Here is a 23577-nt window from a genome sequence, read left to right as displayed (position 1 = left end):
ATAGAGGGCTTTTTTGTTGGAATAACAGGGTTGGAATTTTACTGGACTTTAACCCATGTCATCTGGCGGACATTCGAGGAACCTGCCTCTTGAGCGCGAACTTGTAGATACTTGGCTTCCTGAACTAAATGTGCTTCCGAAACATAGTGCTGTCCTGAAAGTGGATCAAGAAATTTGCCTTCAATATATTCGTTGTGTTTTTCAGGATTTTTCTTTAACCCCGATAAAATAGTTAAGCCGATCATCGGTTGATTTTTTAAATGGCCTGTACATTTTTGACAAGTGGTCAGTTTCTCTTTGCCAGATAATGGTCGTATTTCAACCACTTGTGCACTGTAGACATTATGCTGGTTTTTACTGATGATGACATCTGCCAGTGAGTGACCTGTACGATCATCCATGGTTTTCCATTTGCCAATCAGGGGATCAGTGGCTGCCAAGCTGTAGGTGCTGCACAGCAAAGTTGTAATGAAAACCGTACGGGAAAGAAAGCGAGTTCCCATGAAATATTACCTCAGTGTATATCCGTTAAATTAGAATGAATCACATATTAAAATGATGATTTTTTTATCATGAAGAGATGTAGTTCAACAAAAAATTTGTTATCTTCGCCACGCGATTTTATCGTTTTTTTGATACTTTGAATATATATAACCCTGCTCCAAACCCACAGAAATCCGTGCTGTGGTGTAGCAAGTGGACATAGAATGTTCTGAGAGGCTATTTAATATTTAGCAGAGGATAAACTGCCTGTTGACTGGCAATGAAATGCATAACAACAGGCAGATAGACGGTTGATGAGTGCTTAACTTAAATGTTCGCCAAATAAACCCAAAGCTTCTTCTGCCGTGAACTGATACTGGGTATTACAGAATTGGCAATCCATAGCAATCGGATTTTGATGTTCTAGTGTTTCACGTACAGCTTCTACGCCAATTTGTTGTAAAGCATTGGCACAACGTTCTTTAGAACAAGTACAGCCAAACTTTAAGTGTTCAATTTCAGGTAGGCGAACGTCTTCTTCATTGTATAAACGATACAGAATTTCATTGGCATCTAATTCTGTCAGCTCATCGATTTTTAGTGTTTCAGTCAGCATGGTTAGACGTGGCCATAAATCTTCATCGATACGTTGCTGTTCTTCTTCACTGATGCGCGGTAACAACTGAATGAGTAAACCACCCGAACGTTGCGCTGTACTGGCCAATACAATACGGGTAGGAATTTGCGCTGAAAGATCATAATACTGCATTAAGCAGCCTGCTAAGGTAGGTTGATCTAAAGGCACAATCCCTTGATAACGCTCACCAAATTCAGGTTCAATGTTAATAAAAAGAATTGGATTACTGAGCGCTTTCAGCACCGTACTGCTGTCAGTCGCGGCGTGGAAACGCAAATCTTCTTCATAGTCGGCTAAGGCACGAACTTCACCTAAATGGTTGCATTCCGCCATGGCCCATTTAAATGTTCCAGAGGCTTGAATTTGTAAGCTGATACGCCCTTTAATTTTCAGCGTGCTGGCAAGCAAGGCGGTCGCACTGAGCATTTCACCCAGTAAAATTTGTACAGCTTGTGCATAGTCACGTTGGGCAAGAATCGTTTGTAAGGTTTCTTCCAAATGAACGACTTCACCACGAACAGGGCAATCTTCAATATAAAAGCGTTGACGTATATCAGACATAATTTTCTCCAAAACCCTGCTTTAATGGTGGCGATATTGTAAAACACAAGTCAATTTGCTTCATCTCGTGTCACATCTATTCGGGTAGAATCTAAACTACGTTGTAAATTTACGCCTGTTTCGACCGTTCGAATTTCTGTATCACGTTCAAACAAATGTTCCAGCTCAGCAAGGGCGTTGCGGTGCGATTCATATACCTTTTGTTCGTCGGTATAAACGCGTTGTTGCTGTGCCAAGAGCTGTTCATCATAATCGCGAAATAACTCAATACTTTTTTTGGCATCGGTTTCGCTAATGCCTAATTCACACAAGGCTTTATACGCCATGCCGAGTGAAGATAAATAGGTTTCTCGCCAAATGTGCTGGACACCCAAGTCACGTAATAAGTGTACATGATGTCGATCACGGGCTCTGACTAATAACTGTAACGCTGGGTAATTCAGGCGGATATGCCGTGCCACATTCATTGAATCTTCAATATCATCAATCGCCAGAATAAATATTTTGGCCTGTTCAATACCTGCGGCTCTTAAAATATCAGGATGGGTGGCATCGCCATAATATAAGTGTCCACCGTAGTTGCGAACAAAATCGACCTTTTCTAAATTACTGTCGATGGCGGTAAACTTCTGATGCTGTAAATGTGCAACACGGGCAATGATTTGCCCAAACCGACCAAAGCCCGCAATAATCATGCTCGGCTGCTGTTCAGGAATGTCATCATATTCAGGGACTGTGACAGGTGTAAGGCGCGGCACAATGCCTTTACGAACAATCCAATATACAATTGGCGTCAGCATCATGGAGATAATCACGATGAGGGTGATGGGTGCAATAATGGCTTCAGCGATCAGCCCTTCGTTTTGCGCCACGCTGAACACCACAAAGGCAAATTCTCCGCCCTGTGCCAAACAACTGGCAAGCAGCAAGCTGTTGGGCCAAGAGACCTGATAATAACGGGCAATCGCCGTGAGCGTCGTAAACTTAACCAGCAAGAGCAGTACTGCACCCGCCAGAATAAATACAGGTTGTTGCCATAAAATATGAATGGGGGTCAGCATGCCCACAGTCATAAAGAACAGCCCCAGTAACAGTCCTTTAAACGGTGCAATACTGGCTTCCAGTTCATGTCGGAACTCAGAATCTGCCAATAATACTCCCGTTAAGAATGCACCCAGCGTAGTGCTGATATTGAGTAGATCCATCAGCATCACTACAGCTAAAACAATAAATAGCCCAACCGCAGTAATTAGTTCATGTGCGCCCGTTTTGGCTACAAAGCGGAAAAAAGGACGAATCAGATAGCGACTGAATAAAAACAGTCCCGTAAATGCCGCCACAATGGCAGCAAAATAAGCAATGCCATAATGCGTTGATTCTACGCCTGCAAGCAGCGGAATCACGGCAATCAAAGGAATCGCTGCGATGTCTTGAAACAGTAAAATCGAGAAAGATTGCTGCCCATAACTGGTATTCAGTTGCTGCTTTTCTGTGAGCAGTTGTAATACGAAGGCGGTGGATGACAGCGCGAGTGCACTGCCAATCACCAAACTGGCAGCAATGCCTTGCTGTAATACCAATAAAAGTATGCATCCAATGACTAGCGCCGTGATGCCGACTTGGGCGCTGCCCATGACAAAGATGGATTGGCGTAAATTCCAGAGTCGTTGTGGTCTTAGTTCTAAACCAATTAAAAACATCAAAAGAATGACGCCAAATTCAGCGAGTTGTTGAATAGCTTCGGGATCATTGGCAATATTCAGGACGTGAGGCCCCAAGAGAATCCCAGTGATTAAATACCCCAAGACTGTAGCAATGCCGAATCGTTTTAGTAGTGGCACCACCATCAGCGCTGCACCTAAAAAAAGCGTGATTTGCAACAATAACGACATGCCTCTGTCCTGAAATTAAAAAGTTGTGATGAATTGCTAAAGTGCTGGCTTAGACTCAACTCAATTCCTGTGGGTCTATATCCAGACTGAGTTTCATGTTGGCCGGTTTGTGCTGCAACATGTTTTGCCACCATGCTCTCAAATAATAATGTAAACGTGCCCGATCTTGAGACAATAGCACCATATGCGCTTGATAACGACCCGCTTTACGTTCCATTGGTGCAGGAATAGGTCCCCAAATATCGATGTTGAGTTCGGAAATCTGACGGAGTTGTTGTGCGTGTTCGGTAAGATACTGCTGATTTTGTTCCTGACTTTTCGACTCACAGCGAATCAGCGCAGCATAACGATACGGTGGAAACAATGCTTGTTGTCGTTCTTTCAACGTTTGGCGAGCAAACTGTCGATAATCACCATCCACTAAAGTGTGCAATAACGGGTGTTCTGGGCGCAAGGTCTGTAAATAGACATCGCCTTTTTTCTCACCACGACCTGCACGCCCCGCTACCTGTACAATGAGTTGGGCGGTTCGTTCTGGCGCACGAAAGTCGACACTGAGTAAGCCTGAATCAATGTCTAAAATTGCCACCAAAGACACGTAGGGAAAATGATGTCCTTTGGCGAGCATTTGCGTGCCAAGTAAAATAATCGGCTCACTTTTTTGAATGCGATCATAAATTTTTTGCCAGCTACCGACACGGCTGGTGGAATCTCGATCAACCCGAATGACCTCAAACTCTGGAAATAGTTCTTTTAAACTTTCTTCAACTTTGGCAGTCCCCATACCAATCGGTTTGAGTTCAGTATGATGACATTGCGGGCAATGATCTGGCATGCGATGAATGGTGCCACAATGATGACAATGCAAATGCTGATAAGGTTGAGTATGTAAGGTAAAATTGGCGTCACAATGCGGACATTTCGCTTGCCAAGCACAACTTTCACAAATCAATACAGGGGCATAGCCTCGTCGATTGAGAAAAATCAGTACTTGTTCTTTGCGCGCCAGACGCTTATGCATTTCATCCAACAGAAACTGACTAAAACCATGCTGTTTGCGCCCGACTTTTAAATCCAAGATGTGCAACTTAGGCAACAGTGCCGTGCCTGCACGTTCATTTAATTCCAGTCGGGTCAGTTTGCCTTGATCGGCCAGTGCATAGCTTTCCATGCTCGGCGTTGCTGAACCCAAAATAATTGGACAGTTTTCCAAATGCGCCCGATACAGAGCTACATCACGGGCATGATAGCGAAAACCTTCTTGCTGTTTAAAAGACAGATCATGCTCTTCATCTAAAATGATCAAACCTAAATTGTGCAATGGGGTATAAATGGCAGAGCGTGTGCCTAAAATAATCGAGGCTTTGCCCATTTGTGCACTTTGCCATGCTTGCAAGCGTTTAGCATCCGTCAGTCCCGAATGCAGCAGGGCAATATGACAGTGGAAGCGCGATTGAAAGCGACTAATCGTTTGGGGGGTCAAACCAATTTCAGGTACCAACACCAACACTTGTTTGCCTTGCTTCAGGACTTCGTACATGATTTGCAAGTAAACTTCAGTTTTACCGCTACCCGTTAAGCCATCTAGTAAATAGGCATGATAAGACGAGAGCGATTTCAGTACCTGCTGAATGGCATGCTTTTGATCGGGATTGGCGGTCAGTGGCATTTGCGCCAAACTCAGGGCTTGTGGGCTAAAATCTTTTTGTTCTAAATAAGCTTCACAAATTCCCTTTTTTTCTAGTGCTTTTAAAGTTGCGGTTTCAATGCCCGCCAAATTCAGAATATTTTCTGCCGTGCCTGCGGGATGGAGTTTTAAAATTTTATAAGCATGTTGTTGTTTTTCAGAGCGTTTAACTTTTTCATCTGCATGTTGGTCAAGCAGCCGCCACATGTGCGCCAACAGATCATATGGTTTGCCTTGACGTAATAAGCTTGGCAAGGCGCTTTGCACCACTTCACCAATTGGAAATTGATAATATTGCGCTGCCCATGTCAATAAAGTTAAAACTTTACTGTCTAGAATGGCATCGTCATCTAGCAAAGCTTGAATGGGTTTTAACTTAAACTTGGGATTCTCTGGAGTGTCTGCTGTGAGTTTTTGCATAATCACCCCAATTAAATTGCGTGATCCAAACGGAACAGCAACACGCGCTCCAACCTTCGCCTGCTCATAATCCTCTGCGGAAATTTGATAGTCGAAACAGTCATAGACATGGGCTGGAACGGCTACGCGAATCCGATAAGGCGCTAAAGTGGGCGATACTGTATTTGGCATAAAAAGGTCAAAGGTTCCAGCTGAATGATCGTCGTGTGAAGTCTTGAGTTATGTTAGAGTGTGCAAATAAAATTTATATTGAAGAATATGAATGATTTTAGGGGTCAGACGCAACAGCGCTGAAGGAAATTTCGGAAAATTAGAGCATTACAATGCCTGCATATCAATTTACCGCCATTGATGCTTTAGGGAAGCAGCAGAAAGGCGTGCTAGAAGGTGATTCGGCACGACAAATCCGCCAGCAATTACGTGAGAAATCGCTCATCCCGATTAGTGTAGATCCTGTAGAACATAAAGCCAAACAGCAAGGATCACGCTGGTTTCAAAAAAATATTACTGCCTATGATTTAGCCCTTTTAACCCGCCAATTGTCGGTGTTGGTGGCTGCGGCGATTCCGCTGGAAGAAGCTTTACGAGCGGTTGCCAAACAAAGTGAAAAAGTCCATGTGCAACAACTGATTCTGTCCGTTCGCTCCAAAGTTTTGGAGGGGCACTCCTTAGCCAATGCCTTACAGCAATCTGGACGCTTTCCTGAACTGTACCGTGCGACGATTGCAGCAGGCGAGCGTTCAGGTCATCTGGATTTGATTTTGGAACAATTGGCAGATTACACCGAGAATCGCTTTGCTATGCAAAAGAAAATTCAAGGTGCCATGATCTACCCAATCATTTTAATGCTGATGTCTTTTGCGATTGTGATGGGGCTGATGACCTACGTGGTTCCCGATATTGTCAAAACTTTCGATCAAAATAAAGATGCCTTGCCTTGGATTACAGTTGCGCTGATGAAAGCCAGTGCTTTTATTCGCGTGGCTTGGCCATTTTTAATCATTGTAACGGTATTGGGGATCGTGTTCCTTTTACGGTTCTTAAAGAGCACCGCAGGGCATTATGCTTTTGATCGTTTAACGCTCAAATTGCCATTATTTGGTAAATTATCACGTGGTATTAATGCAGCACGGTTTGCCAGTACCTTGTCTATTCTAACCAAGTCAGGTGTGCCTCTGGTGGATGCATTACGCATTGGTGCTGCGGTCAGCAATAACTGGGTGATTCGGGATTCGGTCGATTTGGCGGCTGAAAAAGTCACAGAAGGGGGCAACTTGGCCACCCAACTGGAGCGCAGTGGTTATTTCCCCCCGATGATGGTACAAATGATCAAAAGTGGCGAAGCCTCAGGTGAATTAGATCGCATGTTGGAGCGTGCTGCGACCATGCAAGATCGAGAAGTCACGACCCTAATTTCGACTTTATTGGCATTACTTGAACCGCTAATGTTGGTGCTCATGGCCAGTATTGTATTGGTGATTGTGATTGCAGTGATGCTGCCGATCGTTAATATGAACAATATGATTTAAAGAATATAAAGATTGAAGAGTGAGTGGTTGAATGCAAGTGAATAAATATCAAACCAAACAATCGGGTTTTACTTTAATTGAAGTGATGGTGGTGATTGTTATTTTAGGGGTATTGGCTGCGCTGATTGTACCGAATGTCATGGGACGTGGTGAAAAAGCCAAAGTCGATACCACGGTGATCACCTTAAAGGGTGTTGCAGGTGCGCTGGATCAATATAAATTAGATAACGGTAAATACCCATCAATGCAAGATGGCGGTCTGGATGCCTTAGTGAACCAACCCGCATCGGCAAAAAATTGGATGCAGGGTGGTTATGTTAAAGGTGGCTATCCAAAAGACAGTTGGGAAAATGATATTCAATACATTAACCCGGGTGCTGAAGGTCGTGCTTTCGATTTATATTCGTTTGGTGCCGACGGTAAAGAAGGTGGCGAAGGGACTGATGCCGATATTTATTATCAACCTTAATCCATAGAGCTGGAATTAATCGATGTAAATTATCACTTTATTTTATTGAGTGATTCAATTATAAATAAAGTGATAATCTTTCTTATTTATCAATATTAATATAAGTATTTGAATTTAAATAAATAAAAATAATAAATAGTTTTTGAGAGTTATAATAAGAATTATTCCTAGCCGTAATGTTTACAAAAATTGTCAAGTATATGGATAAATAGACTTTTTATTTAAAAAAAACCTAGCATAATAAATTTAAGAACAAAAATGTGATGGGGAGAATAGAATGAAAGCATTCGTTTTATCAGATGAAATCACCCAATTTCATTGGGCGATGCTGAAATCTGTTCTATTGATTTTAACGGTATTGCCGATGATGAATGGGGCCGTGACTTTATGGCAACATACCGAAGGCAGTAGTCAGATTATGATTGGCTTTTTGACCTTGAGTGTCATAAGTGCATGGGTCATGGTGTGTTTTATGAGTGCGCTCAAAGCAACTGTCTGGCAGTCGCAAAGTCTGAATTCTGTCATTGAGCAAAAAATCTTTGCTGCCTATCGTTATGTACCGATGCTGTTTTTATCTGGTTTAGTCGCTTATTTTGCGAGTCAGTTTGCTTCAATGTTTTAATTGATTCTAGATTTCTCAAGTTTGATGAAACATCAGAATAAAAAAGGGAGATTTCAAAATCTCCCTTTTTTATTAGCGTCTGCTTTTAAATGAAATATCAACTTTTCGTGGGCGGAAGAACCAACCCATAATCAAAAGTAGCGCTGAAAATCCGAGGATTGGCCAGTCACTTAGACGATTGTAGAGTGTTTGACCTTGCATTGCAGGTAAGTCCCCGCGCAGTACCACACGTTGATCAATAGGTGCTTGACGCACAATATGTCCTTGATGATCAATAAAAGCCGTGATGCCTGTATTGGTGGCACGAATAAACCAACGCCCATTTTCTTTGGCGCGCATTTGCACCATTTGTAAATGTTGCCAAGGACCTGCGGTACCCGTAAACCACGCATCATTTGAAACGGTCACGAGGAAGTCGCTGTTGCTGGCATTCCGTCGTGTTAGATTCGGATAAGCCACTTCATAGCAAATTGCAGCAGCTAAATTATGCTGTTTGATATGTAAGGGTTGTTGATCGGATGCCCCACGTGAAAAACCACTCATAGCAGGGTCATTCTGTAAGGCGGGTAATACCCAACTGAGCATACCTGACAGGGGAATATATTCGCCAAATGGCACCAAGCGTTGCTTTTTATACAGTCCGTCAGACTGACTACCCAATGCCATGATGCTGTTGTAGAACATCGGGCTACCTTGTTGCTGAGATGCTTTTAAATCCCAATAAGGAATCCCTGTGACCCATCCAGTACCTGTTTTTTGGGCTTGAACTTTCATGGCATCCAAAAATGGTTGAATGTCAGTTTGGAACATTGGAATGGATGATTCTGGCCAAACGATTAAATCACGTCCCCATTCACTACGACTGAGTCCTGCATAGATCATTAAGGTTTGGGTCTGGTATTCGGTCAGCCATTTTAGGTCTTGTGGAATATTGCCCTGAATTAGAGAAACCGAAAGAGGTTTTTCATTTTTGGGTTGAACAAACTGAAGTTGTGCAGCCCCCCAAGCCCCGAGCAGTAAAATCAGAGAAGGAACTAACCAGAATAAGCGTCTATTTAAGATCTCGACTAGCGCGCAGGCCAAAATGATAACGACGAAAGAGACCCCGAATACCCCAAACAGCGGGGCATAGCCATCGAGGAAGCGTTCGGTAAACGCATAGCCGACAAACAGCCAAGGAAAACCAGTGAAGACCCATGTTTTCGCCCACTCAAAGAACACCCAAAGCGGAGCAAAGGTAAGTGGTGTTTCAGGGAAAAATCTGCGATATATCCAAGTTTGTAGTGCAGTGAAGAGACCCATGACCAGTGCCATGATGGCAATCATGAGTACACTGAGCACGGCACTGGTATCGCCGTAGACATGAATGGAGGTGTAGAGCCAAAAAGCACCAATAAACCACAGCCCAAAGCCATAACTCCAGCCAATGAAGAATGCGTGTTTGGCTGAACGCTGGCGCAAGCAGGCATAGAGTAAGGCAGGGGAAAGTAGGGCAATCCACCAGTAATAGTAAGGTGCCAATGCAAAACTCAACATGGCACCCGAACAAAGGGAAATAATCAAAGGGAAAATCATGGGGAGCTGTTTTTGTTGTTGTGAAGACGTTAACAGCGCATGAAAGTATGTTCTCATTTAAGGACAGCTCGAATCAGATGAATAGTACGTGCATCTGCTTCTACAATGGTAAATTCCCAATCGCCAATTTCAATCACTTGACCTTGTAAATCGCTCACTAAACCAATTTCTTGAAGCAACAAACCGCCCATAGTTTCTACTTCATCATCAGGAAAATCAGCATCTAAAAGATTGTTAAAGTGTTCGATTGGTGTAAGTGCCTGCACCAACCAAGTATTGGCCGTTTTAGGATCATCATCAGGCACAATATAGGAAGCTTCTTCATCGACCATGTCGTGTTCATCTTCAATTTCACCGACAATCTCTTCCAGAATATCTTCAAGCGTGACCAAACCCGATGTGGTGCCATATTCATCAATCACCACAGCAATATGCGTCTGAGTGTTTTTTAGCATACGTAACACTTGGTCAGAGCGTGCACTTTCAGGGACAAACAATGGCTGACGCATGAGCACCCGAATATCGACTTTGCTGGCTTTTTCGGTCAAGAAAGGCAATAAATCTTTCGCCAGCAAAATGCCGACCACATTATCGGGTTGATCGGACGAAAACACGGGAAAACGTGAGTGCGCTGATTCAATCAAGACATGCAAAATATCGAGTAATTCATCATCTTCTTGTAGGCTGATCATGGCTGTGCGCGGCGTCATGACTTCGCGGATTTTAGTCGCAGGAAGATCGAATACACCTTCAAGCATCGCAACCGTATCAGGCTCTAAAAAACGACGTGAATCTTGTACGAGTTTGAGCAATTCGTCGCGAGTTTCTGGTGCAGTTCCTAACCACTTTCTTAAGCCACGCATGCCCCACGACGGGCTGGATTCATCGTGCATGATCTTTCCTAAAGACTCTAGATATGAAAAAAATTATTTTCATCATACCTTAGAAAATGCAGATGTCTATGCAAAAAGTACTGCAAAATATGAATGTTATCGTCATCTTTCAATGAACTAAATGGGTTTAAACTTTAAACTTCGAGTTTATGGTTTGCTTGCTAAACAGATAAGCGGGGGAGGTGTTGCTGTGTCATTTCGAGTTTATGTTAGAATAGCGCTGAAAATTTATGAAGCGTGTCTAGATGTCTGAATCCTCTGTTACCCCGACCTTGCAATTAAATACCCGTGGATTACGTTGCCCTGAACCTGTGATGATGTTGCATCAAGCCATTCGTAAATCTAAATCTGGGGATGTGGTTGAGGTCTTCGCAACAGACAATTCGACCTCGTGGGATATTCCTAAATTTTGTATGCATTTGGGACATGAGCTGTTGTTGCAAGAAGAACGCTTAGATGAAAATGGCAATAAAGAATTTCATTATTTGGTGAAAAAAGGCTAAGGCTTAAGCGTTAAAATCTTGGGATTGAGCCCAATAATATGAGTTTAAAACAATAAATACAGCTCATTTTAGGACATAAAAATGGAAAGTATATTTCGATGCTTAGGGTTTGCTATTTTTGCCTTATCGGGCTCAATCGTGTGGGCAAAACCCTGTGAAATTCCTGTACAAAGCATGAATGTTGCAGGTTTAAAAGTTGGGCAAAGTATCCGAGAGTTTCAAAAGCTTCATCCTACCGTGAAACCTGTGGTTTTAGGGGGGAATAATTACCAATTAGCGTTTGCCGATGGGACTGACGCTCAGATTAAAAAAACTGGCGTGAGTTCGGTTCAACATATTCGTTATGATCCAGATACTGAAGTGATCACTTCATTCAGTTTAAGTTTTCTGGATGGTCCTATGGCCAGTTATGAGACGGATTTGGATCTTTTTAAAAGTAGAATTCTCAAAAAATTTAAAGTTGCCCAAAAAGGCTGGGTGCAAAAAAAGAATACATATATCTATCAATGTGATGATTATCGAATTGAGATTCATCAGGACTATGGTGCTGAACATACAGCCATTGGACCAACCGTCATGGTATTGAGTCAAAAAACGGATATGTTTTAATAAAAAATCCCCTCACAGGAAGGGGATTTTTTTATGGATTAGAGATTACATGTTAGGATAATTTGGACCACCACCGCCTTCTGGCGTTACCCAAGTGATGTTCTGTGATGGATCTTTAATGTCACAGGTCTTACAGTGTACACAGTTCGCTGCGTTAATTTGGAAACGTTTTGAACCATCATCATTTTCCATAATTTCATACACACCCGCAGGGCAGTAGCGCTGAGCAGGCTCATCCCATTTGGGTAAGTTCACGTTCACAGGAATTGAAGCATCAGTCAGTTTCAAATGTGCAGGTTGGTTTTCTTCATGCACGGTGTTCGAAACGAAGACTGAAGACAAACGGTCAAAGGTTAATTTGCCATCTGGTTTTGGATAATTCGGCTTAAAGGTTGCTGCATCTACCGTTTTTAGTGCACTGAAATCAGGCGCTAAGTCATGTAGTGTAAACGGTACTTTAAATACATTTTGGTCGACGAAGTTGAATGCACCACCCATCCATTGACCAAATTTGTGCATCGCAGGACCAAAGTTACGCGCGTTGTATAGCTCTTCTTTTAACCAGCTGTTGTTGAATTTTTCAGTATAGGCTGTGAGTTCTTTTGCAAAGAAGTCTTCACCTTCGGTTACACGGGCAATCGCCAGATCACCACCTTTTTCTACACCGGCAGCAATCGCTTCAAATACAGCTTCACCACATAACATGCCAGATTTCATGGCAGTATGAGAGCCTTTGATTTTAGCAAAGTTCAAGAAGCCTGCATCATCACCAATTAAAGAGCCACCCGGGAAGGTAAACTTCGGCAATGAGTTGAAACCGCCTTTCACTACAGCACGTGCGCCATAAGAAATGCGTTTGCCACCTTCCAAATACTGTTTAATTAGTGGGTGGGTTTTCCAGCGTTGCATTTCTGCAAACGGGTACATGTGTGGATTTTCGTAAGATAAATCCACGATCATCCCCAAAGTAACTTGGTTGTTTTCTGCATGGTATAACCACCAACCGCCAGAAGAACCTGTTTCAGCAAGAGGCCAACCAGCACCGTGCATCACCAAACCTGGTTTGTGTTTTGCAGGATCGATTTCCCACAGTTCTTTAATGCCGATACCGTAGTGCTGAGGATCAGCATCTTTATCGAGGTTGTATTTTGCAATCAGGCGCTTACCTAAATGACCACGACAGCCTTCAGCAAAAATCGTGTATTTGGCATGCAATTCATAGCCTGGGGTAAAGTTATGCGTCGGTTCGCCATCTTTACCAATTCCCATATCACCAGTTTGAATACCTTTAACTGTACCATCTGCATGGTAAAGAATTTCAGACGCAGCAAAACCAGGGAAAATCGAAACTTCTAATTCTTCGGCTTTTTGACCTAACCAGCGGACTACGTTACCTAAAGAGATTACGTAGTTGCCGTCATTGTGCATGGTTTTAGGCACCATCCAATGCGGCGCTTCTTGTGCTTTTTCAGGCGACATTAAGAAATAGGTTTTATCTTCCGTTACAGGAACATTTAAAGGCGCACCTTCTTCTTTCCAGTTTGGGAATAATTCGTTAATCGCACGTGGTTCTAGTACAGCACCCGAAAGAATATGCGCACCGACTTCGGAGCCCTTTTCTACCACACAAACGGATAAATCAGATAAGTTGTTTTCAATCGCAAGTTGACGAATTTTGATCGCAGCAGAAAGACCTGCGGGGCCTGCGCCTACGATAACGACGTCAAACTCCATCGATTCACGTTCGATGTGTTCCATGTAGGACTCCTCATATTACTTAAAGGTGGCAACTGTATGACTCTTTACAGTGCTGCCATGAGTGTTCTTAAATAGTCGGCACAACTGGATTATCGTGCCTTTATATATTGTGGGCTAGTATAGTTTTAAACCGTGGTCTAGCCAATTGGCTGAATCATAATATTTTTACGTCATGTAGGCATTAATTCATGGTAAATCAAACTAATTCCAACAATCCGACGAATAATACAGCGAAAAATGATGATAAAAACTTAATGAGTATTGCACAATACTTAAAAAGTGCACAGGGCGGTCACAAAAGGTCAATCCCTCCTTTAGCGCAATGGCAGCCAAAGCATTGTGGCCAAATGGATTTGAAGGTTTTGGCCAACGGAGAATGGTGGCACGAAGGTCAATTGATTAAGCGCCAGTCCTTATTAGACCTGTTTTCAAGTGTGCTTTGGAAAGAACAGGGTCGGTTTTATTTGAAGACACCTGTAGAGCAAATTGAAATCGAGGTCGAAGATGAACCTTTGTTCGTCAATCAAGTTGACTCTACGGTCATTGCAGGCAAAACATATATTCAATTCACTACAACCAATGCCGATCTGATTATTGTGGATGCCGAACATCCTATTTTTATGCGTGAATTTTCGGGCGAGTTGCGTCCATATGTGCATGTGCGCTTTGGGATAAATGCCTTAATTCAGCGTTCAGCCTTTTTTCATCTTATTGAAATGGGGGCGCTGCTTGAAAATGAGCAAGGCGATACCATTTTAAGCCTACAAAGTGGCGATTTTCACTTGCAATTGGGCACCTGAGGTTTAAGCTTTGTTTATTCTGGTCTTTCTTTGTAAATAGTGTGTTATGACAGCCATTCATCCGATTTACCCCTTAGTTGATCCTATGCCAAAAGCGCAATCGGATGCACCCATTGGAATTTTTGATTCAGGTATTGGCGGGTTATCGGTAGCGCAGGAAATTGCACGCTATTTGCCGAATGAACGCATCGTTTATTTTGCGGATACAGCGAACGTACCTTATGGTCCACGTGAGGATCAGGAAATTCGTGAACTGACGGCCCGCGCCATTGAGTGGTTATATCGACAAGGCTGTAAAGTTGCTGTAGTCGCGTGTAATACCGCTTCGGCTTTTAGCCTGGATTATTTACGTGAACATTACGGAGAAAATTTCCCGATTATTGGCTTAGTGCCTGCGTTAAAGCCAGCCGTACTGCAAAGTCAAAGCAAAACCGTTGCTGTGTTGGCAACACCAGCGACATTCCGCGGCAAATTGATTAATGAAGTGGTACAACGTTTTGCTATTCCTTCTCAGGTGAATGTTTTAGCAGTGACCTGCTTGGAATTGGTGCCTTTTGTTGAAAGTGGTCAGCAAATGAGTACGACCTGCCTAGATACCTTAAAACGTATTTTACAGCCCGTTGTCGATCAGGGAGCGGACTATTTAGTACTGGGATGCACCCATTATCCGTTCTTGAAACCTGCAATTGAGTCAATTTTTGGGCAAAAAATGACATTAATTGACTCTGGTTATGCCGTTGCACGTCAAACTTCCCGTATTTTGTTAAAAAATGAGTTATTATTTGAGCAGAGACGGAAGGATGGTTTACCGCGCATAGCATGTTATGTCAGTGGAAATAACGCCAAGCATTTAGAATCGATTGTGCAACATCTCATTTCACCTGATTTGAGTTGGAGTATTGCCAATATTGTCATGAAATAAATGCAGAACAATAATCCATCTTAAAACTTGAGTATCAATATTAGAAATTGGGGTTGTCATACTGTAAGGCTTTGATTGCGGTATGCAGAAGAAAAGGTGAGGATAACCAATGATCGATAAGCGTTATCAGGTATTTATTTCGACTTCTGGGGCAGATATGCAGCCAGAGCGCATGATTTTGTCACAAACCTTAGTGGGCATGGGTTTTTTTTCTTGGGGACTGGAACAAAGAACACCATTAAGCACCGCTTTTGCACGCCGTCAAATTGATGATTGTGATTATGTGATTATGCTTTTGGGCAGCCAATATGGTGAACAGTCGGTTTCTGGTGTGGGCTATATGCATCTGGAATACATCTATGCCATGTCCAAGCAGAAGCCAGTTATTGTGTTTATGCACGAAGAACCTGCTTCGCGTGATCCTGCCTTACACGACCAGAAACCAGAGCTGAAAGAAAAATTTAGAGAGTTTCGTAAACTGTTACAGCAAGAAGTTGATCAGGTGTTTACCTACCGAACCTTGCGCGATTTAGAAATGGCAGTGCGGTTGAATATGACGCAAATGTTGGAGCGTTATCCAACTACAGGGTGGGTGCGACCACAAAATGCACAAAAGTTACATGATGAAATTGATCGCCTGAAAGCCAAAATTAGTCAGTTAGAACGAGATTTAGGTACACGTGAAGTCGACCCATTTTTAACCTTGCCGAAAGTGGCAATGAATGAAGCCTTTAGTTTTGAATATCGTGTGCATGCTTATCAGGATGGTAATTTTAAAGAACTTAAGATTCAGAAAACCTTAACATGGGCGGAACTTTTAGCGGTATTGGGCAGTACTTTTTTAAATCCAACACCTGAAGAATATTTTTCTAAACGTATGAATGAATATTTAAATGAAATTGGATTGACCGATGCACGAATTGAAATGCCTCGTGCACATGCGGTTGCCCGCTCACAGATCAACATTCGTGCATTACATAATATTAAAACACAGATGCGTCAAAACGAATGGATTAGTCCAGCTGGGCGAGATGACCGACAACGCATGTTATGGAAATTAACTCAGAAAGGGCATCATTTACTCGAAAGTCATTTACTTTCGGATAATCGTGTTTCTCTATAGAAATAATTGTATTTATTCGTATTTCATTTCATGGAAAAGTTGTTAAAGTGGGTGGGTTGAATTGGAAATGAAGGTCAACTCATGCTTGCGGAAAAAGCAAAAATCACCGTTATTTTAGCCAATTTGGGTACTCCTGATGCACCCACTGCACCTGCGGTCAGAAAGTTTTTAAAACAGTTTCTTTCTGATCAACGTGTGATTGAAATTCCAAAGCCGTTATGGCAAATCATTTTACGGTTATTTATTTTACCGTTTCGTCCGAAACGTGTTGCACATGCCTATGCCAGTATTTGGTCTGTAGACTCACCCATGCGTGAAATTTTATTGGCGCAGGTGGCGCAAGTGCGAGCAATTTTAACTGAAAAATATCCAGAATTTGAGTTAAACGTGGTTCCAGCCATGAGCTATGGTCAACCTGGAATGACAACGGTGCTTGAGCAAATAACCCAAAATCCGCAAGACCATATTATTTTATTGCCACTTTTCCCACAATATTCAGCGACTTCAACTGCGCCTTTATATGATTTATTGGCTCAGTGGATGCAAAAGCAGCGTAATTTGCCTGGACTTTCGATTGTCCGTGATTATTATCAGCACCCTTTATATATCCAGTCTTTAGCCCAAAGTGTTAAAGACTACTGGGCAGAACATGGTCGCGCGGAAAAACTGCTGATGTCTTTCCATGGCATCCCACAGCCTTATGCCGACAAGGGAGATCCTTATGCCGACCGTTGCCGTAAAACAGCTCAATTGCTGGCTCAGGCTCTGGATTTAAGCGATGCACAATGGGCCATTAGCTTCCAGTCACGTTTTGGTAAGCAAGAGTGGGTTAAGCCTTATACGGATCAGTTATTGCAAGATTGGGCAGCTCAAGGAGTCAAGTCGGTGCAGATTATGAGCCCTGCATTTTCTGCCGATTGTCTAGAAACTTTAGAAGAACTCGCCATTCAGAATGCTGAATTATTTTTATCATTGGGTGGTGAGCACTATGCGTATATTCCTGCCTTGAATGCACGTGAAGACCATCTGCAATTGCTCTTGCGCTTATTGCAAGCTAATCTTGATGGTTTAAAACAAACATTAGCATCTGCCTAAGAGAGACCTGTGACTATGCTTCAAGTGAAAATTGTACCTGTAACTGCATTTCAGCAGAACTGTTCTATTCTTTGGGATTCTGAAAGCAAAGAAGCAGTACTAATTGATGCAGGGGGGGAACCTGAGAAATTACAGGCAGAAGTTGAAGCATTGGGTTTGACAGTAAAAGCCCTCTGGTTGACGCATGGGCATTTAGACCATGCAGGTGCAGTGGGTACTTTAAGCCGTATTTGGAATATCCCTGTGATTGGGCCACACAAGGAAGATCAATTTTGGTTGGATATGCTGCAAGAAGTCTCCGAACGGTATGGTTTTCCCATTCCAGAAAAAGTTCAAGTGACCCAGTGGCTTGAAGGTGGGGAAACGTTGCACTTGGGTGAACAAAACTTTGAAGTCCGTTTCGCACCAGGTCATACGCCTGGGCATGTCATGTTCTATAACGCAGAATATGGTTTGTTGTGGACAGGGGATGTGTTGTTTAAGGGTTCGATTGGGCGTACTGATTTCCCGCGTGGGAATCATCAACAGTTAATCGACTCGATTCAGCGTGAATGTTTTAGTCTACCCGATGAAACACAGTTTATTTCTGGGCATGGACCACTTAGCACAATTGGGTTTGAAAAACAGCATAATCCTTTTGTGGCAGGTAAAGCGGGGTAGTTCCTTTATAGGGAATGAGCGGCTCACCACAGAGAGAACAAGCGTAAAATGCAATATTATTGAAGAGGGATAGATTCAATGGTATTGATAAAAAAAATGGGAGGTGTTCACTCCCATTTTTTTTATGTGGCAATCAACTTGAAGAGCATTAGCTTCTAAAAGGATCGGTTTTGTGTTGTTTTTTCTCGAGACCAAGTAGAAGAGTCGCAATTGCCAATAGAATACCTACGCCCATAATCATCATGTCATGCGTGAATAGGCTCAACGTCACTGCACATAAAGTTAAAACGATAAGGAGATAGAAAAAAAACTTTAAAGCTAATTCTTTCATGGGGGAGATTCCACAATTTTCTAAAAATGCAACAAACTTAACAAATTGTTACTTTAAGCGTAAAATTTTATGAATTATAGGGGGATTTTTGGGAAAATCTAGACAAATCTTAAAAATATGATAACTGTTTTGCATTTGTGTGGATAATTTTGAGATGGTAGGATAAATTCTTCAACTTAGCATGGTCTTTGCTGAATTAAGTGACTCAATCAATCAAATGGAAGAATTATCCTGTTGAGATGAAAAAGATTTAGTTAAATCTATAAAATGAGATATACAGCCTAAATTTTTGATTGGACACTAGGCTGTAATCGTGAATAAAACCATCAGTGAGTCATTAACTGGGCAGTGGCTATTTACGGAAAGGGTTGGCAGAAAATTGCTTGCTCTCTAAACCCAACAAAACGGCTGCAATTGCCAGTAAAAAACCAATCCCCACAAACATAAGATCTTGTGCATAAATTGCGAGAATAAAGCTACACAATGTAAAGACAACAGAAAGATAGAAGAATATTTTTAAAGCCAATTCTTTCATGGGAAATTCTCAAAATAAAACACAGCACAATACAAAAGCAAAGAATAGAATGATTCTCATTCTTTATATTATGGTGCCAAAAAGGCACCTGTGCAAATAATAATCATGTATAAAATAATTAATGATTTGTATGTCGTTATGATGAATTGTAAAAATAAAAGGCTATTCTTCTGAGTTTTCTGCCTGAGGTGCATCTTCGGTGGGTAATTTATAGTCATCATTTGCCCAAGCACCTAAATCAATCAGCTTGCAACGCTCAGAGCAAAATGGTCGATAAGGATTGTCTTGCCAAGTTGAAAGTTTACCACAACGCGGGCAAGCAAAGGTCTTCGGCATAATAGACTCCAGTGAAATAGATGGGAAGATTTGGTCAAAACTTTGTGCAGTGTTAGACTGGCGCAGATTTTCTTTAGTTTGATCTGATTATGCCGATTCGTCAATTTCAAGCACAGTATATGCATGCTCCGCGTGATTTTATTATGATTGATTCAGCGCCGATTTGTGTGGAAATTGGTGCGGGTAAAGGTAAGCATGCTTTGTTGTTTACTCGTGAGCATCCAGACAGCAAGCTGATTGCAATAGAACGAACCCGCGAGAAGTTCGTGGCGATGCAAAAACAGCATCAAGCAGAAGGGCAGACAAATTTACAGACGGTGCATGCCGATGCCTTACCTTGGGTTGTGCATGCCTTAGCTCCACAACAAGTTCAGCAATTCTTTATTTTATACCCGAATCCAGAGCCGCATAACCCCGCGCAGCGCTGGCTGAATATGCCATTTTTCGAATTTATATTGTCTCGACTACAAGTGGACGGTCAGATTACTTTGGCCAGTAATATTCCAGAATATATTGCAGAAGCGGAGCAGCAGCTACAAGAGGTTTGGAAGCTACCTTATGTAAAAGAGGTGATTGCTTCAGATTCAGCACGGACCCATTTTGAGATTAAGTATCTGGAACGTGGAGAATTATGTCAGCAATTACTGATTCAAAAGCCCGAGCATTACAGCACGCGTTTTGATGATTTTCAGGCTTTGGCGGGTGTAAATATGCCAAAGCCAACTTCTGCCGATACGCAAAGTGATGCCTAAGTGATGAAGCAGCGGATTGCGATTATCGGAGCGGGTCCTGCGGGTTTAATGGCCGCAGAAGTCTTAAGCCAATGGAACTATGATGTGCATGTGTATGAACAGAAACCATCTGCGGCACGTAAGTTTTTGATGGCAGGAAAAACGGGACTGAACATTTCACATGCGGAGCCGCTTGAGCAATTTATTCAGCGTTATGATCAGGTCGAATGGCTTGAAAACTGGATCCGCCGTTGGGATGCAAGTTGGATTCAAAACTGGATGCAGGATTTAGGAGTCGCATCCTATATCGGATCTTCAGGGCGTATTTTCCCGACGGAAATGAAAGCCGCGCCCTTACTCCGAGCTTGGCTCAAACGTTTAACCGAGCAGGGTGTGCAATTTCATTACCGACATTCGTGCTTAGGGATTCAGTCCAATACGTTAAAAATTAAAGATTTAGTTCAGCAACGCGAATTTAGTGAAGACTTTGATGCCATTGTACTGGCGTGTGGCGCAGTCTCCTGGCCGCAATTGGGCAGTGATGGTCAGTGGCAACAATGGCTCGTGCCAGAACAATTAAATCCATTTCAAGCCAGTAATGCTGGGGTTGAACGAGAATGGTCTGCCTTTATGCAAACGCTGTTTGGGCAGCCATTAAAGCGAGTTGTGGCTTGGGTTGATGCAAAGCAAAAGAGTCAGGGTGATATTGTCATCACTCATTATGGCTTGGAAAGTGGCTTGATTTATAAACAGGGCAGAGCTTTAAGACAGCAATCAGAAATGCAGTTAATGCTCGATTTGTTGCCTGAGCTGAGCCATGTGCAATTGGTACAAAAATTACAACCGAGCAAGAAACAGTCTTTAAGCAATGTCTGGCGTAAAGCTGGTTTAGATACAGCAAAAGCCAGTTTAGTTCGTGAGTTAGTGCCAAAAGCAGATTGGCATGACCCTGAAAAATTGGCACAGCAGATTAAGCAGTTGCCGATTCCTTTAACAGGTTTTCGTCCACTTGAAGAAGCCATTAGCTGTGCAGGTGGCGTGAAACGCGAAGCTTTAACGGCGCATTTGCAGTTGCAGCAACAGCCACAGATTTTTTGTTGTGGTGAAATGCTGGATTGGGATGCACCCACAGGGGGCTATCTCTTAACCGCCTGTTTTGCAACAGGACGTGCCGCAGGTGAAGGAGTGCATGAATATTTGACTTCACATTAAAAAGCGATGTAAAGCCAGAGATAGACATGCTAGTTTAAAACTCTTTCATTTGTAGGGCTGAACTGATGTCACAACATTGTTATGCTGGAAGCTGTTTATGCGGTGCAATTCGTTATGAAGTACGTGGTGCAATTGGCGATATTGTGCAGTGTCACTGCCAACGCTGCCGTAAAGCCAATGGGACAGCCTTTGCCACCAATGCACCGATTAAGAAAACAGATTTTAAAATTGTGCAAGGTGAACAATTCCTGAAAGCTTACCAGTCCACTGAAACCACGCAGCGTTGCTTTTGCAGTGAGTGTGGTTCCCCAATTATGAGCATTAAAACTGATACACCAGAGTATTACCGGTTACGCCTTGGGACTTTAGATACTGCATTAACGCAAAAACCGACCATGCATATTTTTGTCGATTCTAAGGCAGAGTGGGACAGCATTCAGGATGAATTGCCACAATACAGCGAACGTCCTTAAATTTATTGCATTGCAATAAAAAAACCAGATGACAACATCGTTGCATCTGTTTTTTTTATTAGAATTGGTGAACTTACTGCACAGTAAATCTTAATTATGATTTACTTTTCTCCGCAGGTTCATATTGTACTTCCCAATGATCTAGCTGTTCTTGTGCATGTAAGAACTCACCCAAGCCTTTAATATTATCTGGTGTTGAGTTGGGAATATCTTGTGGAGCCTTACTGTTTTGATTTAATAACTTGGCTTGGTTTTCCCAATATTGTGCCATTAACCCTTGAATATATCGCCCTTGTTCGGTTTTTAAATCCAGATCTTTGAGCATGGTCAAAGCAGATTGAATATTGTCGTGTTTACGACTACGGGCAAATTCATCGGTGAGGCTGCCGTTGTCGCGCATTTTAATGAGCTCATCTTCCATTTCATCACTCATTTCACTAAAACGACGGTCATAGTCGACCAGAAGTTTAATGTCATGTTGATCATTCGCAGTTTTAGGAAACTCCTTAATGGGCGAAGATTCCAGTTCCTGCATCATCCGATCTTCTGAAGGATCAGGTACATCATTTTCATTGTTTTTGCTGCATGCGGTGAATAGCAGGGTGCTACAGAGCAGTGGGAGCAAATAAGCTTTAAAGTGCTTCATTTCAGTTATCCTAAAGAATATTTATGTTGTTTTCTTAAAATTATACGCGTAGGTCACATAAGGGAATACAATTTCATCCTGTGCTGCTTTGCCTGTGTAGTCGGCAACAATCTGTTCAAACTGCATTTTTAACTGCTGTTGTTGCTTAGTTGGCATTGCGGCAATAAAACTGGTCGAGAGCAAGCGCTTGGACACCACTTCATCGACACGCCCGATATGCACATGTGTAAAGGTTTTGATCTGATCCAGTTCAAATAAAAATTGCTGTTCAAAGGCTTGTTGCCATTGTCCGCTATGAAATCGTGGGGTATCACCTTCGAGTGGTTCGAGCACATCTGCCAATGCTTTGACCCAATCCACCTGAATATCGCGTTGATTCCAGACCAAACCCAGTTGCCCATTCGGTTTTAAGATTTGATGGATTTCATTCAGGCTATCCATATTGGCGAACCAGTGGAAAGATTGGGCACAAATGACGGCATCGATACTTCCCGATGCAATAGATAACTGATCACTGCTGGCTTGTAGGGTAGAAATCTGTGGATAGGCTTGCTGTAATTGTGCCAGCATTTCCGCAATGGGTTCAACCGCAATAATATGGGATGTTACTTGTTGCAGATAAGGGAGGAATTTTCCTGTACCCGAACCCAAGTCGACCACCTCTGACTGCGCTGTCAAGTGGAGTTGTTGTTTTAACCACGTCACAATTTCTTGTGGATAATTTGGACGGACTTGTTGATAAAGTTCAGCGGCAGAACTGAAACCTTGCTGTGCGGCAGGATGAAGTGATTGTGTCATATTTTGCGCTTTTTTATCTGCTGTGCATCTATAAAATAACATAGTCCTCTCCGAATGATCTTAGCAAGCGTTGGCGGGACTTGTTTTTCTAATACATACATCTGTTGCAGCATACGTTAAAATGTTGCCACGGATTTGTGACGCCGTAGATTTATTTTGTTGTTGATTGTGATGCAGATGAGATCGACACATTCTCCTACATAGACAGTGTAATAAGTAGCTGGTCTATGAATTTTATTGATACAAAAAATTAGGGCCGATTTGTTTCGGTGTGGAC

At 42.4% G+C, this 23577-nt stretch carries 25 protein-coding genes; 13 read left to right on the top strand and 12 right to left on the bottom strand.

The genetic code is table 11. The features are described from left to right. Positions 1 to 38: 38 nt before the first annotated feature. From E0H82_RS07530 to E0H82_RS07515, 4 genes are all read right to left on the bottom strand, one after another. Entirely contained in the window at positions 39 to 503 is a 465-nt protein-coding gene (locus E0H82_RS07530) for a DUF2147 domain-containing protein (protein WP_131264071.1), read from the bottom strand. A 302-nt stretch (positions 504 to 805) separates the two neighbouring features. Continuing rightward, positions 806 to 1681, bottom strand: a complete 876-nt coding sequence (gene hslO / locus E0H82_RS07525) for an Hsp33 family molecular chaperone HslO (RefSeq protein WP_131264070.1) — start codon at positions 1679 to 1681, stop codon at positions 806 to 808. Between the two features lie 50 nt (positions 1682 to 1731). After that, positions 1732 to 3573 carry a monovalent cation:proton antiporter-2 (CPA2) family protein gene (locus tag E0H82_RS07520; protein WP_131264069.1) on the bottom strand — a complete coding sequence of 614 codons (1842 nt, stop codon included), beginning with the start codon at positions 3571 to 3573 and terminating at the stop codon, positions 1732 to 1734. Positions 3574 to 3628: 55 nt separating this feature from the next. Then, positions 3629 to 5851, bottom strand: coding sequence for a primosomal protein N' (locus E0H82_RS07515; RefSeq protein WP_131264068.1), 2223 nt, complete (start codon positions 5849 to 5851; stop codon positions 3629 to 3631). 152 nt (positions 5852 to 6003) lie between these two features. On the opposite strand from E0H82_RS07515, the gene gspF reads away from it, so the two are divergent. The 3 genes from gspF to E0H82_RS07500 all read left to right on the top strand — a co-directional run bounded on the left by gspF (position 6004) and on the right by E0H82_RS07500 (position 8300). Continuing rightward, on the top strand, positions 6004 to 7209 hold the full coding sequence (gene gspF, locus E0H82_RS07510) for a type II secretion system inner membrane protein GspF (RefSeq protein ID WP_131264067.1): 1206 nt from the start codon (positions 6004 to 6006) through the stop codon (positions 7207 to 7209). 31 nt (positions 7210 to 7240) lie between these two features. Beyond that, the gene (gene gspG, locus E0H82_RS07505; protein WP_116758739.1) at positions 7241 to 7678 is read left to right on the top strand and encodes a type II secretion system major pseudopilin GspG; all 438 of its coding nucleotides are present in this window, start codon (positions 7241 to 7243) and stop codon (positions 7676 to 7678) included. Positions 7679 to 7955: 277 nt separating this feature from the next. Then, positions 7956 to 8300 (top strand): hypothetical protein, encoded by a 345-nt coding sequence (locus tag E0H82_RS07500; protein ID WP_131264066.1) that lies wholly within the window; start codon positions 7956 to 7958, stop codon positions 8298 to 8300. A gap of 72 nt (positions 8301 to 8372) precedes the next feature. Here E0H82_RS07500 and lnt read toward each other — a convergent pair whose 3' ends face one another. Together lnt and E0H82_RS07490 are read right to left on the bottom strand one after the other, a co-directional pair. Next, positions 8373 to 9932, bottom strand: a complete 1560-nt coding sequence (gene lnt / locus E0H82_RS07495) for an apolipoprotein N-acyltransferase (RefSeq protein ID WP_131264065.1) — start codon at positions 9930 to 9932, stop codon at positions 8373 to 8375. After that, positions 9929 to 10768, bottom strand: a complete 840-nt coding sequence (locus tag E0H82_RS07490) for an HlyC/CorC family transporter (RefSeq protein WP_131264064.1) — start codon at positions 10766 to 10768, stop codon at positions 9929 to 9931. Before E0H82_RS07490 ends, lnt begins: the two co-directional genes overlap by 4 nt. 245 nt (positions 10769 to 11013) lie before the next feature. Here E0H82_RS07490 and tusA point away from each other — a divergent pair, with 245 nt between their 5' ends. Together tusA and E0H82_RS07480 are read left to right on the top strand one after the other, a co-directional pair. After that, entirely contained in the window at positions 11014 to 11271 is a 258-nt protein-coding gene (tusA, locus tag E0H82_RS07485; RefSeq protein ID WP_016168359.1) for a sulfurtransferase TusA, read from the top strand. 81 nt (positions 11272 to 11352) lie between these two features. Beyond that, the gene (locus E0H82_RS07480; RefSeq protein WP_131264063.1) at positions 11353 to 11880 is read left to right on the top strand and encodes a hypothetical protein; all 528 of its coding nucleotides are present in this window, start codon (positions 11353 to 11355) and stop codon (positions 11878 to 11880) included. A gap of 45 nt (positions 11881 to 11925) precedes the next feature. Here E0H82_RS07480 and E0H82_RS07475 read toward each other — a convergent pair whose 3' ends face one another. Further along, complete coding sequence (locus E0H82_RS07475) at positions 11926 to 13638, bottom strand: electron transfer flavoprotein-ubiquinone oxidoreductase (protein ID WP_131264062.1); 1713 nt, start codon at positions 13636 to 13638, stop codon at positions 11926 to 11928. Between the two features lie 188 nt (positions 13639 to 13826). Here E0H82_RS07475 and E0H82_RS07470 point away from each other — a divergent pair, with 188 nt between their 5' ends. From E0H82_RS07470 to E0H82_RS07450, 5 genes are all read left to right on the top strand, one after another. Next, on the top strand, positions 13827 to 14438 hold the full coding sequence (locus E0H82_RS07470; protein WP_131264061.1) for a DUF1285 domain-containing protein: 612 nt from the start codon (positions 13827 to 13829) through the stop codon (positions 14436 to 14438). 46 nt (positions 14439 to 14484) lie between these two features. After that, entirely contained in the window at positions 14485 to 15360 is an 876-nt protein-coding gene (gene murI / locus E0H82_RS07465; protein WP_131264060.1) for a glutamate racemase, read from the top strand. A gap of 109 nt (positions 15361 to 15469) precedes the next feature. Next, positions 15470 to 16483, top strand: coding sequence for a DUF4062 domain-containing protein (locus tag E0H82_RS07460; protein WP_131264059.1), 1014 nt, complete (start codon positions 15470 to 15472; stop codon positions 16481 to 16483). Between the two features lie 81 nt (positions 16484 to 16564). Continuing rightward, the gene (gene hemH / locus E0H82_RS07455; protein WP_131264058.1) at positions 16565 to 17578 is read left to right on the top strand and encodes a ferrochelatase; all 1014 of its coding nucleotides are present in this window, start codon (positions 16565 to 16567) and stop codon (positions 17576 to 17578) included. A gap of 15 nt (positions 17579 to 17593) precedes the next feature. Continuing rightward, the gene (locus E0H82_RS07450; protein ID WP_131264140.1) at positions 17594 to 18238 is read left to right on the top strand and encodes an MBL fold metallo-hydrolase; all 645 of its coding nucleotides are present in this window, start codon (positions 17594 to 17596) and stop codon (positions 18236 to 18238) included. Between the two features lie 148 nt (positions 18239 to 18386). Here the strand turns inward: E0H82_RS07450 and E0H82_RS07445 are convergent, their stop codons facing one another. The 3 genes from E0H82_RS07445 to E0H82_RS07435 all read right to left on the bottom strand — a co-directional run bounded on the left by E0H82_RS07445 (position 18387) and on the right by E0H82_RS07435 (position 19440). Further along, positions 18387 to 18569: a hypothetical protein gene (locus tag E0H82_RS07445; RefSeq protein ID WP_131264057.1), complete on the bottom strand. Its 183-nt coding sequence runs from the start codon at positions 18567 to 18569 to the stop codon at positions 18387 to 18389. 352 nt (positions 18570 to 18921) lie between these two features. Then, a complete protein-coding gene (locus E0H82_RS07440) occupies positions 18922 to 19104 on the bottom strand; it encodes a hypothetical protein (protein ID WP_131264056.1) in 183 nt (60 codons plus the stop codon). Between the two features lie 162 nt (positions 19105 to 19266). After that, positions 19267 to 19440, bottom strand: a complete 174-nt coding sequence (locus E0H82_RS07435) for a DNA gyrase inhibitor YacG (RefSeq protein WP_131264055.1) — start codon at positions 19438 to 19440, stop codon at positions 19267 to 19269. Positions 19441 to 19523: 83 nt separating this feature from the next. On the opposite strand from E0H82_RS07435, the gene E0H82_RS07430 reads away from it, so the two are divergent. From E0H82_RS07430 to E0H82_RS07420, 3 genes are all read left to right on the top strand, one after another. Then, positions 19524 to 20192, top strand: a complete 669-nt coding sequence (locus E0H82_RS07430) for an SAM-dependent methyltransferase (RefSeq protein ID WP_171458271.1) — start codon at positions 19524 to 19526, stop codon at positions 20190 to 20192. A gap of 3 nt (positions 20193 to 20195) precedes the next feature. Next, on the top strand, positions 20196 to 21383 hold the full coding sequence (locus E0H82_RS07425; protein ID WP_131264053.1) for a TIGR03862 family flavoprotein: 1188 nt from the start codon (positions 20196 to 20198) through the stop codon (positions 21381 to 21383). Positions 21384 to 21448: 65 nt separating this feature from the next. Further along, a complete protein-coding gene (locus tag E0H82_RS07420; RefSeq protein WP_131264052.1) occupies positions 21449 to 21856 on the top strand; it encodes a GFA family protein in 408 nt (135 codons plus the stop codon). 94 nt (positions 21857 to 21950) lie between these two features. Here E0H82_RS07420 and E0H82_RS07415 read toward each other — a convergent pair whose 3' ends face one another. Next, entirely contained in the window at positions 21951 to 22502 is a 552-nt protein-coding gene (locus E0H82_RS07415; protein ID WP_131264051.1) for a hypothetical protein, read from the bottom strand. A gap of 21 nt (positions 22503 to 22523) precedes the next feature. Continuing rightward, the gene (locus E0H82_RS07410; RefSeq protein WP_131264050.1) at positions 22524 to 23300 is read right to left on the bottom strand and encodes a class I SAM-dependent methyltransferase; all 777 of its coding nucleotides are present in this window, start codon (positions 23298 to 23300) and stop codon (positions 22524 to 22526) included. Positions 23301 to 23577 lie beyond the last annotated feature (277 nt).

The organism is Acinetobacter sp. ANC 4910 (assembly GCF_004331035.1).
GTDB lineage: Bacteria > Pseudomonadota > Gammaproteobacteria > Pseudomonadales > Moraxellaceae > Acinetobacter.
This window is presented reverse-complemented; position numbering and strand designations above follow the sequence as displayed.

Excerpts from the sequence above, each read along its gene's own strand:
- E0H82_RS07450 (WP_131264140.1), top strand. The coding sequence starts at position 17,594 with ATGCTTCAAGTGAAAATTGTACCTGTAACTGCATTTCAGCAGAACTGT.
- hslO (WP_131264070.1), bottom strand. The coding sequence starts at position 1,681 with ATGTCTGATATACGTCAACGCTTTTATATTGAAGATTGCCCTGTTCGT.
- E0H82_RS07440 (WP_131264056.1), bottom strand. The coding sequence starts at position 19,104 with ATGAAAGAATTGGCTTTAAAAATATTCTTCTATCTTTCTGTTGTCTTT.
- E0H82_RS07500 (WP_131264066.1), top strand. The coding sequence starts at position 7,956 with ATGAAAGCATTCGTTTTATCAGATGAAATCACCCAATTTCATTGGGCG.
- hemH (WP_131264058.1), top strand. The coding sequence starts at position 16,565 with ATGCTTGCGGAAAAAGCAAAAATCACCGTTATTTTAGCCAATTTGGGT.
- gspF (WP_131264067.1), top strand. The coding sequence starts at position 6,004 with ATGCCTGCATATCAATTTACCGCCATTGATGCTTTAGGGAAGCAGCAG.
- E0H82_RS07520 (WP_131264069.1), bottom strand. The coding sequence starts at position 3,573 with ATGTCGTTATTGTTGCAAATCACGCTTTTTTTAGGTGCAGCGCTGATG.
- tusA (WP_016168359.1), top strand. The coding sequence starts at position 11,014 with ATGTCTGAATCCTCTGTTACCCCGACCTTGCAATTAAATACCCGTGGA.
- E0H82_RS07420 (WP_131264052.1), top strand. The coding sequence starts at position 21,449 with ATGTCACAACATTGTTATGCTGGAAGCTGTTTATGCGGTGCAATTCGT.
- E0H82_RS07490 (WP_131264064.1), bottom strand. The coding sequence starts at position 10,768 with ATGCACGATGAATCCAGCCCGTCGTGGGGCATGCGTGGCTTAAGAAAG.
- E0H82_RS07435 (WP_131264055.1), bottom strand. The coding sequence starts at position 19,440 with ATGCCGAAGACCTTTGCTTGCCCGCGTTGTGGTAAACTTTCAACTTGG.
- murI (WP_131264060.1), top strand. The coding sequence starts at position 14,485 with ATGACAGCCATTCATCCGATTTACCCCTTAGTTGATCCTATGCCAAAA.
- E0H82_RS07460 (WP_131264059.1), top strand. The coding sequence starts at position 15,470 with ATGATCGATAAGCGTTATCAGGTATTTATTTCGACTTCTGGGGCAGAT.
- E0H82_RS07445 (WP_131264057.1), bottom strand. The coding sequence starts at position 18,569 with ATGAAAGAATTAGCTTTAAAGTTTTTTTTCTATCTCCTTATCGTTTTA.
- E0H82_RS07415 (WP_131264051.1), bottom strand. The coding sequence starts at position 22,502 with ATGAAGCACTTTAAAGCTTATTTGCTCCCACTGCTCTGTAGCACCCTG.
- E0H82_RS07475 (WP_131264062.1), bottom strand. The coding sequence starts at position 13,638 with ATGGAACACATCGAACGTGAATCGATGGAGTTTGACGTCGTTATCGTA.
- E0H82_RS07470 (WP_131264061.1), top strand. The coding sequence starts at position 13,827 with ATGGTAAATCAAACTAATTCCAACAATCCGACGAATAATACAGCGAAA.
- lnt (WP_131264065.1), bottom strand. The coding sequence starts at position 9,932 with ATGAGAACATACTTTCATGCGCTGTTAACGTCTTCACAACAACAAAAA.
- E0H82_RS07410 (WP_131264050.1), bottom strand. The coding sequence starts at position 23,300 with ATGACACAATCACTTCATCCTGCCGCACAGCAAGGTTTCAGTTCTGCC.
- gspG (WP_116758739.1), top strand. The coding sequence starts at position 7,241 with ATGCAAGTGAATAAATATCAAACCAAACAATCGGGTTTTACTTTAATT.
- E0H82_RS07425 (WP_131264053.1), top strand. The coding sequence starts at position 20,196 with ATGAAGCAGCGGATTGCGATTATCGGAGCGGGTCCTGCGGGTTTAATG.
- E0H82_RS07480 (WP_131264063.1), top strand. The coding sequence starts at position 11,353 with ATGGAAAGTATATTTCGATGCTTAGGGTTTGCTATTTTTGCCTTATCG.
- E0H82_RS07515 (WP_131264068.1), bottom strand. The coding sequence starts at position 5,851 with ATGCCAAATACAGTATCGCCCACTTTAGCGCCTTATCGGATTCGCGTA.
- E0H82_RS07530 (WP_131264071.1), bottom strand. The coding sequence starts at position 503 with ATGGGAACTCGCTTTCTTTCCCGTACGGTTTTCATTACAACTTTGCTG.